12 protein-coding genes and 3 pseudogenes are annotated in these 13,724 nt (G+C 56.5%); 4 read left to right on the top strand and 11 right to left on the bottom strand.

Going from position 1 to position 13,724, the window contains the following annotated elements:
• Positions 1 to 69: 69 nt before the first annotated feature.
• Positions 70 to 704: pseudogene (locus tag ATY29_RS29615) on the bottom strand (integrase core domain-containing protein); the annotation flags it as partial.
• 105 nt (positions 705 to 809) lie between these two features.
• On the opposite strand from ATY29_RS29615, the gene ATY29_RS29610 reads away from it, so the two are divergent.
• Both ATY29_RS29610 and ATY29_RS29605 read left to right on the top strand, forming a co-directional pair.
• Positions 810 to 1,769: an IS4 family transposase gene (locus ATY29_RS29610; RefSeq protein ID WP_011053283.1), complete on the top strand. Its 960-nt coding sequence runs from the start codon at positions 810 to 812 to the stop codon at positions 1,767 to 1,769.
• A pseudogene (locus ATY29_RS29605) lies at positions 1,723 to 1,934 on the top strand (IS3 family transposase); the annotation flags it as partial. The gene ATY29_RS29610 and the pseudogene ATY29_RS29605, both read left to right, overlap by 47 nt.
• Before the next feature lie 450 nt (positions 1,935 to 2,384).
• Here the strand turns inward: ATY29_RS29605 and repC are convergent.
• The 3 genes from repC to repA form a co-directional block, all read right to left on the bottom strand.
• Positions 2,385 to 3,593, bottom strand: coding sequence for a plasmid replication protein RepC (repC, locus tag ATY29_RS29595; protein WP_097537469.1), 1,209 nt, complete (start codon positions 3,591 to 3,593; stop codon positions 2,385 to 2,387).
• A 155-nt stretch (positions 3,594 to 3,748) separates the two neighbouring features.
• On the bottom strand, positions 3,749 to 4,774 hold the full coding sequence (gene repB / locus ATY29_RS29590; RefSeq protein WP_004672729.1) for a plasmid partitioning protein RepB: 1,026 nt from the start codon (positions 4,772 to 4,774) through the stop codon (positions 3,749 to 3,751).
• Positions 4,771 to 5,985, bottom strand: coding sequence for a plasmid partitioning protein RepA (gene repA / locus ATY29_RS29585; RefSeq protein WP_011053501.1), 1,215 nt, complete (start codon positions 5,983 to 5,985; stop codon positions 4,771 to 4,773). The genes repB and repA overlap by 4 nt, the downstream gene beginning before the upstream one ends.
• Before the next feature lie 433 nt (positions 5,986 to 6,418).
• Between repA and ATY29_RS29580 the strand changes: the two are divergent.
• Both ATY29_RS29580 and ATY29_RS38235 read left to right on the top strand, forming a co-directional pair.
• Positions 6,419 to 7,037 (top strand): annotated as a pseudogene (locus ATY29_RS29580) (acyl-homoserine-lactone synthase).
• A 353-nt stretch (positions 7,038 to 7,390) separates the two neighbouring features.
• Positions 7,391 to 8,482 (top strand): zinc-dependent alcohol dehydrogenase, encoded by a 1,092-nt coding sequence (locus ATY29_RS38235; RefSeq protein WP_309506636.1) that lies wholly within the window; start codon positions 7,391 to 7,393, stop codon positions 8,480 to 8,482.
• A 6-nt stretch (positions 8,483 to 8,488) separates the two neighbouring features.
• Here ATY29_RS38235 and prs read toward each other — a convergent pair whose 3' ends face one another.
• From prs to ATY29_RS29545, 7 genes are all read right to left on the bottom strand, one after another.
• Positions 8,489 to 9,430, bottom strand: coding sequence for a ribose-phosphate diphosphokinase (gene prs, locus ATY29_RS29570; RefSeq protein ID WP_011053499.1), 942 nt, complete (start codon positions 9,428 to 9,430; stop codon positions 8,489 to 8,491).
• A 2-nt stretch (positions 9,431 to 9,432) separates the two neighbouring features.
• On the bottom strand, positions 9,433 to 10,548 hold the full coding sequence (locus ATY29_RS29565) for a nucleotidyltransferase family protein (protein WP_004672715.1): 1,116 nt from the start codon (positions 10,546 to 10,548) through the stop codon (positions 9,433 to 9,435).
• A 29-nt stretch (positions 10,549 to 10,577) separates the two neighbouring features.
• The gene (locus ATY29_RS29560) at positions 10,578 to 10,907 is read right to left on the bottom strand and encodes a hypothetical protein (protein WP_004672714.1); all 330 of its coding nucleotides are present in this window, start codon (positions 10,905 to 10,907) and stop codon (positions 10,578 to 10,580) included.
• A gap of 5 nt (positions 10,908 to 10,912) precedes the next feature.
• Positions 10,913 to 11,407, bottom strand: coding sequence for a hypothetical protein (locus tag ATY29_RS29555; RefSeq protein ID WP_004672713.1), 495 nt, complete (start codon positions 11,405 to 11,407; stop codon positions 10,913 to 10,915).
• 80 nt (positions 11,408 to 11,487) lie between these two features.
• Positions 11,488 to 12,465, bottom strand: coding sequence for an SPASM domain-containing protein (locus ATY29_RS29550; RefSeq protein ID WP_244597469.1), 978 nt, complete (start codon positions 12,463 to 12,465; stop codon positions 11,488 to 11,490).
• A gap of 4 nt (positions 12,466 to 12,469) precedes the next feature.
• Positions 12,470 to 12,754, bottom strand: a complete 285-nt coding sequence (locus tag ATY29_RS37990) for a hypothetical protein (RefSeq protein ID WP_244597468.1) — start codon at positions 12,752 to 12,754, stop codon at positions 12,470 to 12,472.
• Between the two features lie 31 nt (positions 12,755 to 12,785).
• Positions 12,786 to 13,340, bottom strand: a complete 555-nt coding sequence (locus ATY29_RS29545; RefSeq protein ID WP_004672710.1) for an adenine phosphoribosyltransferase — start codon at positions 13,338 to 13,340, stop codon at positions 12,786 to 12,788.
• Positions 13,341 to 13,724: the final 384 nt, after the last annotated feature.

Genomic DNA, 13,724 nt, shown 5'->3' with positions numbered 1-13,724 from the left:
CGACTCGAGGTGTGATAGCTCCAGTCTCCTAAATCCGCTTTGAATGGACAACCTCCCGAAAGCTCACAACTAGAGCCTGCGCGCTCCGAGTACGCCAAGTGGCGGAAACGCGAAGCTTTCATCTCGCGCAGCGTTGGAGCCGGTTGCGGCAATGGTATCTGCATCACGTGCCCGGGTCTGGTCCGAGCGATGAGTGCGGCCGGAAGTGGTTGTAATCGTCGGCCCAGCAATGGCGCTTCGGGCATAATCGCAGCCGAGGAACAGGCTTTGGTTGACCATCTCGTCCCGCATCCGGCCGTTGAAGCTCTCGACATTAGCGTTTTGCATCGGCTTCCCGGCGTGATGCCGTGCGACTCGACACTATGATCCTTCGACCTGGCAAGGATGGCATTCGAGGTGAATTCCGTGCCGTTGTCGGAGACGATCATCCCCGGTTTGCCGCGCCGTTCGATGAGGACCGACAGTTCGCGAGCGACGCGACGACGCAAGATCGAGGTGCACGGGATCGCCGCCAGGCATTCGCGGGTCACGTCTTCGACGAAGTTGAGCACGCGAAACCGCCTTCCGCAAGCGAACTGGTCGTGAACGAGATTCAGCGAGCTTCGGGCATTGGCCTTCGCTTCGACCAGGATCGGGCCACGCGTGCCGACAGTGCCGCCCCGGCTTTTCTGCTTGCGAACGGAAAGTCCTTCTTCGCGATAGAGCCCGTAGATGCGGTCGACCCCAACGGCGCTCCCCCCCCCGCCGAAGCCGCCGGTCGCCGGTCGCCGGTCGCCGGTCGCGAGGTCGCGCAATAGGGCGACTTCTTTATGATGTGGGCGCGCCTGCCCGACCAACGCTTCGATCTTTTGTCGCGCGTCATGCATGACCATGCACTCATCGGCGGCTCTAAACTGCGTGATGTCGTAGAGACAGTTCGGTTCTGCGACACCCAAACGATCGAGCTGCGCGAGCGCGCCGACCGTCCGGCGCGGCAGGCAACGTTGTGCCTGCGCTTCGGCCAGGCGACGATCAGGCGACCGCAAAACCTGCGCGAAGAAGGGCTGCCCGACGGGGTTAGGCTCAGTTGGGTCGAGGTCGTCGAACCGGACGCACCCGACGGTGTCGAGCCCTTGCATTGGCTGCTCTTGACCACCCATGCGCTCTCCAGTGCGACTGACGCCTGGCAGATCGTCGCTTGGTACAAGCAGCGCTGGATGATCGAGCAGTTCTTCCGGGTGATGAAGACGCAGGGCTTCAAGATCGAAGACAGCCAATTGCAGTTAGCGCCGCGGCTGGAAAAGCTCGTCGCCATCGCCGCCAAGGCCGCGGCAATCGTCCTCCAACTCGTGCAGGACCGCAGTGGCGGCGATCCTCACCCGGCAAGCCTGGCAGTCAGTCCCCACGAGATCAACACGCTCGCCGCCCTCGAAAGCCGCTTCAAGGGCAAGACCAAGCTGCAATCCAATCCCCATCCCAAAGCTTCGCTCGCCTGGGCCGCTTGGATCGTCGCCAAACTCGGCGGCTGGAACGGCTATGCCTCCTCCAAGCCGCCTGGACCCATCACCTTCTTCAACGGACTCAAATACTGTGCCGATGGCTGGGCCTTGCGAGATAGGTATATGCCTCAGTCGTTCGGTGGAGAAATGTTCCACTGGATCATTTGCTTTTGGTCACGAACAAAATCCAGCGACCAGCGGGCAGAGCCTTCGCGTTGGCCAGGATCGGTGCGCGCGTGCCTGCAAGTTCGCTTACGGAAGGGGGTTTCGCGTGCTCAACATCGTCGATGACGCGACGCGAGAATGCCTCGCGGCGATCCCCGGACACCTCGATCTCCGGTCGTCGCCTCGCTCGAAACTCGCAATGATCTCTCCGACAACGGCACCAAACTCACCTCGAATGCCATTCTTGCCTGGTCAAAAGACCATAGGGTCGAGTGGCTCATTGCGTCACCTCGCCCAAGATAGCGGTTGATGAATTCTCCCAGTGTTGTGGAAGTGCCGCCGCGAATCAGCCCCGTAGATTCCGGCGCTGCGGATGGCAGCAGGTAGTTGTTCCTATTGCGTCCTATCCATGCGGCGCCATCGCCCACTCGCGATTAGCCGGCACAGCCGGCCGCCTTGCGATTTGCCGCGCCGGTGCCAATGAATTGATGAAAGGCGGCTGCCATTTCGTGCGAAGACTTCGCTCCTGGTCTTGTTCGTGCGCGACCTTGGGCGCGTTCGTATTGAGATCACGGTCTACTGTTCCCCTAAGAGGCGTCATTTGGCTCGGGAGCCAGACGGTAACCGGCACAATGCCTGCGACAAGCCGCCTTTGAAAGTTGGTGTTTTCCAAGAGGTTAGCTTGGTGGTCAGCTGACCACAACCGAAATCCTCAACGGCAGGAATAACGATCAGCCGCACTTACCCAGCCCTCAAACCGCCTTGCCCGTTGGCCTTCAACAACGCCATTATCATCGGGCCAAGCGAGAATTCACCGCGCTCACTTCGGCGCGTTAGATCCCGCAGATAGCCTCCAGGAGAGTTGATGAAGTTAGCCCTTTCCAGGATGCACGCAATTGCCACCGCAGCATTCTCCGGTCCTAGCGCCTCGCAGGCATCCTGGTAGGCGGAAGGGCTTACCCCCAGCATAGATCGAACCACCACAGCGGCAGACATCAGATCTCGCCAGCTTCCCACGCCGCGCGGTGCATAGTCGCTGATCATCGGGCACGCCTTGAGCACCAATCCCAAGGGGAACGCCCTTTGCGATTCATTCTTCGGCTGAAGGCTCAAGCTCGCCTTTGCCCCCTGCTCCTTTTCGGAGCGTGGTTCAGATTCATTTACGGATTCGGGTTTTGAATTCTGTATGTGCTGCTCGATATGAGCAGCATTGGTGCTAATTTTTTCAGCATTCTCGAGGTTTTCCAAACGATTAAGCACTGCCTCACGGAGCATCTCCATTTCATTGAGAACGCTAGTGACCCCTTCAAGGGTCGGAACGCGCGGAATTCTGCTCGCGAGCGCAATGTAGATGTCCTCGGTCGTCTTCCAATCGCCGTCGGCGCCCTCGACCATTGCAGCAGTAATAAGTTTGCGAACATCCCGCCGGCAAATTGTAAGGCTCTCTTTGGCTTTCCTGAGCGAGGCTCTCTCGGCCGCCACTCTTTGCGCCAACATCGCCAACTCTTCCGATCGCGCCAGGAGGGGCGACAGGTCGAAGCCAAAAGCATTCTCGATCTGGCCATCGTCGCCCTTGCGGGCGAAGCGCTTGCCATTGGCGCTATCCTTACGGACGATCAACCCCGACTCCACCAGAATGGCAATATGCCGCCGCAACGTTGCGCCCGCCATTGCATGCGCCCGAAGCGCCAGTTGGGCATTCGAGGGGAAGACAATCAATTGTGCATCCTGACGCAACTCATTGTCAGGATAAAAACTCAAAAGTGCGTCAAGAACAGCCAGACTGTTCGACTGGATCTTGAGCAGTTCCATCGCGGCGGAAGCGTCTCTCAACACTTTCCACTTATCGGCAGCTTTTCCATGCTTGATTTCCATTGCCGCCTGGCGCCGCACGAGCGCAAGCGTCATTGGCCGCCGCCCGAACGGCGTCGCTACATTCCCCGACTGCATTGTCTCTCACCTTTCAGCAGGCAAAGGAAATTCGCTCACCAAAACGGCGCCAAAGACTCTTGACGAGGATTCGAGGAAATGCGATTCTGTTCTTGCTACAGAGACAGAAGGGCTTCCACGACGGCGACGTTGAGGGAGCTCTTTTCTTTTGCGGGTTACACTCCCTGTTTCCGTTGATGCTTTGCGCGATGCTCCTGGTAAAGCGCCGGCAAATGCTCGAGTACGAAAGCCGCGAAATCCGGCGTGGCTTTCCTGTCAATGGTAATTTCTAGCTTGCTCTTGCTCTGCGTGACCTGCGCAAGCCTGTCGCCATCGGGGGTCGACAGGACGTCTGGCAACCCGCGCGCAGTCCGACGCGGTTTCAGATGGTCGATCACTGCCTTGAACCGTTCCGACGACGGCAGCGCCTGCACCTCCTCCGAGGCAGCATATTTCGCAGCGCCTGCCGGAGGCGATGCTTTCTCAACCAGCTCTGCCAATTGCTGCCAACTTGGGCGTCCAACGCCTGGAGCGGCGCCGATGGCATCGATCAATTCAGAGGGGAGGGCGTCAACAAGCAGGAGCATCTTCGACAAGTTGCTTTTATCGATTGACATAGCCGCGATGACGATTTCTCGTGGAAACTGCTTGTTTAGCTTGTGTGCGAAACGTGCCTTTTCGATGAAGGTGAGGTCTTCGCGCTCATTGTTTTCCTGACCCTGTGCGACAACCAACTGCTCGTCCGTCAAGTCTCGAACAACCGCCTTGACCGGCAGTCCTAGCTCCGAAACGGCGCGCAGCCGGCGGTGTCCAAAGGCAACTTGGTAGTGCGCGGGTTTAACGGGATGAGGTCTCACAAGGATTGGGACCTGCTGTCCTTGCTCGCGGATGGATGCAAGAAGTCCTTCGATATCACCTTGCATGCGATCCTGAACGAAGGACGGCTCGATTGACGACGCGTTCAGTTCAACCACGGCCTGACCTTCGGCGAGACGCCGCTCGATCTCCTCGGCACGACCAAGACGATCATTTTGCTCGCGCAACGCGTTACCGATGTTTGCAGTCAGCTTCGTCGCTGGATCTCGTTCTTTTCTGGTCACGCCGAGAAGCGGCATGGAGCGAGTCTTTGCCGCTCTGTGTTCAGCAGCTGATGAGCTGTCGGGCGCGTCCGTGGTGACGTCAAGGAGGTGCTTCCGACTCATGTGGTTCTACCCCATGCTTTTTTGATTAGAGTTTCGATCTCGTCGTTGACGGCGTTCATCGCCTCTAAGGCCCGATCATAGGTCGAGCGCGTGAACTGTCCGCGCTCAACCTCAAAGAGGGTTTGATTCGTCAGGCCAGCGTCCGAAACGGCGGTCGTCTTGAGCATCGGAAAATTGAGGACATTTTCGCCGAAGATCGAACGCAGATAGCCCACCATCTGGTTCTGCGGGCCATCGCTCGGTTCAAAACGAGTGACGAGGTAGCGCATCCAATTGAACTTGAACTGGGCGCCTGCGTTCTCGATTTCCCGAAGGAGATTCGAGGTCATCGCCAGAAACTGGTTCATCGACATTACATCCAACATCTGGGGATGGACGGTGACGAGGATCGAGGTTGCGGCGGTCAGAGCTGAAAGCGTGAGATAGCCAAGTTGGGGAGGGCAATCGATAACGACGACATCGTAGTTGTCCGCGATGTCTTCGATGACCTGACTGATCCGACCGTAAAAAAGCGTGTCACCTTCCTTCCGGTTCATAAGCGCGCGCGGGGTATCGTGCTCAAACTCCATCAGTTCAAGATTGCCAGGAATTAGATGAAGATCCGGGATGTACGTTCCTCGGACAACCTGCTCGATTGGGACCTGCTCGTCATCATACCGGATGGCGCCATAGAGTGTTTCGTTCGGACCAACGTCAGTTTCTGGCTGACTGCCGAAGAGTGCGGAAAGGCTTGCTTGGGGATCAAGATCAATCGCGAGAATCCGGTAGCCACGCATTGCCAGGTACTGTGCCAGATGCGCGGCTGTCGTCGTCTTGCCCGAGCCGCCTTTGAAATTCATCACCGAGACGACTTGAAGCTGCTCCCCCGTGCGACGATGGGGCAGGTAGCGCCGGTTCCCGCGGCCAATCAGGTCCAGGTGCTTACGGATTGAATGAATATCTTCGATCGTGAACGTGCGTCGACCGCCAGGGCTCATACTAACGTGCAGTTCAGGCATTTCCGAAGCAGTTTGTCTAAGATAAGACTCACCGATGCCAAGCAATTTTGAGGCTTCTGACGGTGCAAAGGATCGAATGCCCTTTTCGGACGTCGGCGGGAAGACCTTGAGATGATGTGCTTGAAGTTGGCTGGAGAGAGCGTCAGCATGACGCTCCATCAATGCGGTCAACCCTTCGACGACCGGCGCTGTGTTTGCTGCGGTTTTCGCCATCTCAAAATCCATTTCCTGCAAGTGGCGGAACTTTTCGCGAAACCGCTAAAGTTCCGCCACTAGCTATTAGAGCCGATTCTGCATTTTGAGCAAGGGGTTTTAGGTTAACGAAAGGCTAACGTGGATAAACCCGAACGTAGAGTAAATGGATTTTTCCGTTTATATCCTGCAGCTTAGCAAGACCGCGGTACCGATTGGTCATGGTGTGTTTTATTGTGAATCCTACAAATGTGCCCCGGCGATTTAGACGAAAAGCAGAAGACCTCGGCAAAGTCGGTGATCCCCTTGCCGCGACTCACTCGCACAAAACCGTAAGCATTCGACAACGGACGCCCGATTCCAATTCGTGCAGAGTTCCCGGCGCCTAACGGCGGCGGAGAAATTCATGCAGGTATTCGCGATCTCGACACCAAAAATTTACTACGAAGCGTAGCTGCTTCAGGACGATCATAGGCTACGTGCGAGGATCTTTTCCACTCGCACTTGGGATGTAGAAGTAGTCGACGAGTGCGAGGCAGATGGGGTTGACGCTCTCGCCCCGACTGCCATCCTGGATGTCACCGCGGCTGGACCACTTGCAGGATGTGCACGCGATTTGTCTGCGATGGGACCGACCATGCTGGTAGACGTATTTCCGTCTCTGCTCCCGAAGGGCCGCCTGAACGCCAATCCCCTGATGGTCTAGAGTTCTCGCTTTTGCGTCGACACCTCGAAGAGTGGAGGGGAGGGGAGATGGTTCCGTTCACGAGGCAACGCTGACCTTGTTCGCCGGCATCGTAGAATGGTGCCTGGGAGGTGGTCTCAGCGAAGTCGTTGCGGTAACGGATATCAGGTTCGAGCGAACTCTTGCTAGCGTCGAATGGCCTCTCCCGCGCTTGGGGCAGCCAGAGAAGATCGTTGCCACCACCGCCATCGCAGGCACGCGTCCAGCAAACGCTGAGACCTTTCTGATGTTGCGGCCGCCCAACTACCGATCTAGTTGCCGTCATCCTTCTCGGTGCGACTCGGATTGTTGGTCTGTTCGGTTCGAACCGGTGCGCCACGAAGGATGAAGCTTTGGACGATGTGGCGATAGGCTCTTAGGAGGGTTCGCGCGGGCAGATGAGGGAAGGCGACATGGCATCTTCGCAGAGATGAGGATGCATCGAAGAACGGGCTGGTAAACCGCGGCTCGTGTTTGAGGCTGGTGGCATTGACGCGGCCCAAGCGCTCCACTCTACCTTCAATAGTTTCGTCGCTCCTTGCGCAAGGGAACACTTCTGCCGCTTGAAACGTCCTTTGCCGTTTGCGCCGACGATATCTCCGAGAAGCTTGTCAAGACCCAGGACATAAGCAAGCCCGCCAGCAAGGCACGTGATTTCATCAGCTTTCTGACTGCCGCCTGTGGTTGTTGGCTAGATTCTGGATGCAAGTAAGTGTACATATTAGGATAGTCGGTGTGTCGGGGAGCGAGAGGTCTCGTATGGAGGTTCGTGGACTCGTAATTACTTGCCCCCGCAAGGTTGAAGAATGGACATTGTCGGTTCCACTCGCCGTATCGTCCGAAGTCGGTGTGCGGATAGAGTTGTGTGGACTCTGCACACCGGAGCAACGCGTTTATCGGGGCGCCAAGCCGACTTACCCCTATTGGGGCGGGCACGAGTTGTCAGGCACGATCGTGTCTCTGCCGGACGATGTACCGGATGGCCTGCGCGTAGGAGACCGCGTTGCGGTGCTTTTAATGCGCAGATGCGGCCAATGTCGTGCCTGCCGCCTCGGACTGGACAACCACTGTGCATATTTAAATCCTAAAGCGAGAGGAGGGGTGCCGCAGGGGCCGGGGGGATTGGCCAATTTTGTGGGCGTACCCGCCTATCAGGTTTTTTCCGTACCTTCCTTTTTGGCTCCCGAGCGTGCCGCGTTAGTTGAACCTGTCGCCTGCGTGGCACGCGGCATAAATAGGGCGCGTGCAAAGGCTGGAGACACTGTGGCCGTCATCGGCGGAGGCACGATGGGCCTTCTCCATTCGATACTTCTGACAACCAAAGGATGCGACGTTTACCTTTTCGATGACGACGTGGCAACGCATGGGCCTGTGATGTCGACCGGCGCCCATGCAACGGGGTCAGTTCATTCTCTGTCTGATCCGAAACTCGTCGAGAAATTAACGGATGGCTGGGGCTTCGACTGCATCTTTTGCACGCGCTTCGGTGTCAGAGGCATTCAGGGGGCCATAGCTGCGGCGTCACGCGGTGCCAGGATTGTACTCTACCAATCGATTCCGACGTCCGATTTGTTATCGGTAGGCGCTAACTTTCTGCATTACCGGGAAATTGAACTGATCGGCACCATAGCCCAAAGCGCGGACGACGTGAGAAATGCCATTCGAACCATCGTTGAACATGCCGCACGCTTCGACGTGCTGCAGGTCAATCTTTGGCCCTCGTCAAACGCCCAAGAGGCATTCGAGCAGGCGCTCGATCCACGTGTTAATCGCGTGATGCTAGATTTCAGGTAATGCTTCTCAGCGTGCCTGCAGCGCGCCTGCAATTTCGTTGCCGATCGAGACTACTTCGACACTGTCGGGGAAATTGTCGGTACGTCCGACGCTGTCGGTCACAACGATGCGGTCGATCTGAGACCGTCCCCAGTTTTCGTTCAGCGACGGCGTGAATATGGCATGGGCTGCGGCAAGGGTTATCTTGCGAGCGCCTGCCGCTTTGAGATGTGCGGCGGCTGAAAAAGCCGTCTGACCACTGTTGATTTCGTCGTCAATCAGGATGATCGTCCGGCCAGCAACGTCCCCCAGAATCTCGACGCTCTCCCGAAAGTCATCATCGTCTCTGCGGTGCTTGCGCATGACAGCGAATGGGCAGCCGAGCAGGGCCGCCAAGTGCTCAGCTCGCTTCGCTCCGCCGAAGTCCGGTGAAACGACCATGTCGCCATCGACGGCCGCAGAACCGAGATGGCGAACTAGGGCGGGAGCGAACTGAAGATTGACGACAGGACAGGCAAATGCGGCGCACAGCTGAGGAACATGGAGTTCGAAAGTTATCAGCCGATCTATACCGAGCGTTTCGATAATCCCCGCAAGGATTCGCACCGGTACAGGTCCGCCGTCGAAGGCAGGGCGATCCGAACGCGAATATGGGAGGTAGGGAAGAACAGCGGTAATCGTGCGGGGACCCCGCGCCCGCACGGCACCAAGCGCTAGGAACAACTCGAAAAGACGATCATGAACGCTGTCAGGAAATGTTTGCACGACCACCACATTTCCGCCAAGCCCGCCGTCGCGCGGAGTGACAGCCATCTGGCCATTGCTGAACACCTGCGTGTTTAGGATCGTTATTCCTGACCGCGTGAGGGCCCGATGGACTGTTGACGCAAACTTTGCAGAGGTTTCGGTTGCTGCGATACGAAGGTCGTTCGCCGCAGGATCTGTACGATATGGTGACTCGGGCGCCATATTTACGCCAGCTCAAGATCGTTAACAGTGGGAATAGACAGCAGTTTGGGCAACACGTCGCCCCAATCATGTTGAAGTGGTACCTCGGTTTGATCAGGTCGAATGAGCTCTAGGAACTCGGACGGTATGTCTATCCCACAGATGCGCTTCATCTGCGTCAGGACGAAATATAACGCCGGCCTCATCTCGTATTTGTAACCTATCGCAGCGACCTCCGCCCAGCTAATATTCGCCATTTCTTTGTGTAGAACCGCATGAAGATCGCCGAACATCAATAGTCGAAGCGAATTATAAAGGAAGGCCTCGTGATAAAGCCTGGCCGAAAGGAACCAGACGGCGCCAGTCGCGGATTGGACCTGCAATATGCGGCCTAGACCGTTTGCAAGACGCACGCCTGACCATATGTCTTCGACATCGATGCCGACGGAGAGATTTACATGCATATCAATGAAGATGGGCATGTGCAGCTTCTTCGCGGAATCGATGTATCCCTTTACGTGGCGGTAGCGCAGCTGGCGTGGCACCGCGGGACCAGGGAACGGAGATTCAACGGATTCTATCCTTACAAACACCGGCAAGGAATAGCTTTCGCGGAAGGTTTCGTCATCGAGTTCCTTTCGTTCCGGATGCCAGTTGCCATTTGAAGGGTCGAAAATACCGTGCCGGTAGCCGAGATCGAACATGAGCCGCTGCACGCGCTGCGCGTCAGCGGGCTTGACCATGATGTCGAGATCGGTCATCGGCCGTAGGAGTGGATCGGGATAGTGGAGAAGCGCGAGATCTGGTCCCTTCACCAGGAACCAGGCGATGCCGGCCCGATCCAGCGCATCCATGATTTCTGGCAGATTGCGAAATTCGAGTGCGGACCTGACCTTTGACATGACAGTCCAGCACTGAACGTAATGCGCCGCCTCAGTAGGCAATAGTGTCAACAAATCGAGGCGGCGCAAGTGATTCTCAAGCAGCGGCACCGTCCGATTATGCTCGGCGCGCCATACCACATAGGGCCAGTTGACAGGCTCCTTGCAGAGACGGACCAAACGCTCTTCATCCTCGGGTCGTAGGTAGGCCCGGCAGGTGATCAGCAAAATAGAGTCTTCTGGTGACAACCGAAGCATCGCGGAGACTCCTGATACGGCTGCGTGATTTATTTCGAACTTTCCGGGCTGCCGAATTCGGCTAGTGTCTGCCTCAGGTCGGCGAACTGTTGTTCGAAGGAAGCGAAACTCTGGTCGACGTTTTGTCCAAGCAACTGTTCAAGGCTGAGCGTTTCTTCAGCGCGTTCCTCTTGTCCAGACATAAGCTTGTAAACCGAACTTACCGGCAGCAATCGCGACAAGAGTTCACCACCGCGGCCCGTCTGGGCGCTGTCCCGAATTTGCCGGATGCAACTTTCGGCAAGCAATCCGTCAATCACGATTACCAGCTTGCCATCCTCTTCGTCAACGGCGTAGCCAAACAGTCGGGAACTAGCCATTGCCGCTACCTCTGAACCTTCTTGAGGTCTTCCACTTCACTGCGTATCTGCAGCAATTGTGCCTGAGCCGAGAGAAGTTTGGCGAATGCGGCGGTAACCGCCTTTGCCGATTGTGTGTCGGAACCAGTCATCCTAACCGGTCCTCGCCCAATGCGGCGTCCTACAAGACCTGAATCGGCGGCGCGCGGCCAATTGGCTTTGCCAAATTTCTTCGAGGCGGTTATATCAACGTAGTAGTCTTGTAGTTCGCCGTTAGCAGCGAGTGAGCCGGATTTCGACCGTTGCGATCTGCGTGACACCTTTAGCGATTGCTCTAATTTTACAAGGCCAGCCGTCAATTGCTGAGCTTGGTCATCCAAACCCGCCTGCAGCCGGGCGAGTCCTTCCGCAAGACGAGAAATCACCTGGGCTTGCTGGGCGGCTGCTTTGTTGCCGGATCGTATCGCGTTGTTCGCAAGTGTGTGCGCCACACCCGCCGCACCTCGGAAAGCTCTGCTCATCCTCAATCCTCCACGTTATTTTTGTTGACCTGGTTAAATTACGTCGTCGACACAGCAATTATTACGTCGCGCCTCCTGCGTTAGTGAGTGTGTTGCGCAGCAGCCGCGATTTCCTCCGAGAAGTTATAGACAGGAGCTTCGGCGGCGGGCCGACGCTCTTTCGCTATAACTCCGCGGCGGTAGGTGGAATCTTTCGTCGGGTCCACCAGGGCGTACTCCGGAAAACCTCCGTTATTGTAAAGTTCCTGGCACAGCGGATAGGGCGCGTCCTTTTCACCATAGTGCGACCAGCTACTCATCTTGCAGACGCCGCGACAGACTGGATAAAACACGCAGTTGCCGCAGACGCCCTTAACCTCGCCACTCACCACCTCGCGTAGCTCATGGAAGAACGGGCTGTTGCGCCAGATTTCCATCAAGGGCATTTCGAAGGCATTGCCGGCGATCATTTCCGGATCATCGTAGGAGGCACTGCACATCGAAACTTGTCCGTTCGACAGTATGCCCAGTACGTTGTCGCCCCAACCGCAAGTATGCACGCCGTTCAGATACTTGAGAGGCATCAGAGCCGGCGGCAGAGTCATGTATGCAGCGCCACTCTCAAAATGGGGAGATTTCAAAAGATCGCCTATCAGTAGCTCGCATTCCTCCAAGCTTATCGCATTGTCCTCATGGCTGCGCGCGTTGCCCATCGGATGTATGTTGAGCAGCGTCCGATGCTTCTTGATGCCCCAGCCGAGCACCAAATCTATAATCGAAATCACCTTGTCATAGTTGTTGCGATAGGCACTCGTCGTTACCACTGTAGAGATGTCAGTTTTTCCAAGCCGCTGCAGGACAATCGCAGTCTTGGCGAACGCACCCGATTTTGCTCTGAAAGCGTCGTGCGCCTCTGGGTCGAAATGGTCGAGGCTGATGAAGACCGTCAAATTGGGGAGCCTACTTAGCTGCTCGATCGTGAACTCGTCAAAGAGGGTTCCATTCGTCTCGAAAACCAGCTCCTTCAGCCCACAGGATGCGAGATATTCCATGACTGCCATGAATTCCTTGTGAACCATCGGTTCACCCGGAAACCTTAACCTTGCGCAGCCCATTGGGTAGTGCTTGCTCGATCAGTCCTTGGATCGTCTCCAGGTTGAAATCAATGCCCTTGGCCTTGGACCCGACGCCTGCGATGTAACAGTGGTGGCATCCCAAATTGCACTTGCGGGTTAGAAACAGATAGATCGTTTTAATTTCGTTTTCCGAGACGACTCGTTTCGAAAGTTCACTTGTGACGAGGGCCTGTAGCGTCTGACTGGTTACATGCACGTCCTGCGGTGTCGAAAGCCAATCAGGGGTATTCATGCGCTTGCCTCCTCACGTCTATGCTGCTGCGCTAGCACGTCATCGCACTGATCACTGGTGCGTCGTCCAATTGACGCCTGCCTTTCAAAACTTCGATTTCGAGTATGAATGCGTATCCGGCGATCTCTCCGCCTTGGGACTTGACAAAATTCCCAGTCGCCCGAGCAGTGCCACCCGTCGCTAGAAGGTCATCAGCAATCAGGCATCGCAGGCCGTCACCGATGAGGCCGGCAGTTACCTCCAGGGTTCCGGAGCAGTATTCACAGCTGTATTCAAATGAGAGGACGTCCCCCGGCAGTTTACCGGGTTTCCTTACCATGATGAAACCGCAACCAAGCCTATCAGCCAATGAGGCGCCCAAGATGAAACCACGCGCATCAACCGCCAAAATGGCATCGATTTCTGTTCCCGACACTTGGCTTGCGACGGTAGAAACGACTTCGCCCAATGCACCTCTACCAGCCAGCATAGGCGCTATATCCTTGAACAAGATCCCGCCTATCGGAAAGTTGGGAAATTCTCGTAATGCTTCTACACCGGATTGGTTAATCCGTGACGCCCCGCTATTTGGAACAGCTACAATCATTTTACTATCCCCCACATGTAACCATCTAAGAGCCTCGTAAGGTGCGATGGCCTCGCGCACTTTGTGGCCAGCCACCAGATGCCATGGGCCCTGGCAAGCTTATCAGCGGCGGCGGCCGCCGCGCCTACCACGTTCCTCCGGGCCGGCACGGGTCCGCTCTCTGACCAGATCACGCCGGAATTCGCCAGCGCCGCGAACAGATGAAACATCAGTCGGCCGCATAATGTTGTCTCCTCGAAAGAAGCTCCGATCATGATTCGTCAAGCCCTGATCTTAGTGCCGAGTCAACTTTACGTCGCTTTGGGGTTCGTCAGGACCTTGTCAAAAGCATCCTTGACCGGCTTTGAGATTTCCTCCACCGCCCTGCTTGAGAGCACCCGGACT

This window comes from Rhizobium hidalgonense (assembly GCF_002914525.1).
GTDB lineage: Bacteria > Pseudomonadota > Alphaproteobacteria > Rhizobiales > Rhizobiaceae > Rhizobium > Rhizobium hidalgonense.
Note: the sequence above shows the minus strand (reverse complement) of the source record. Positions and strands in the feature narration are given on the sequence as shown.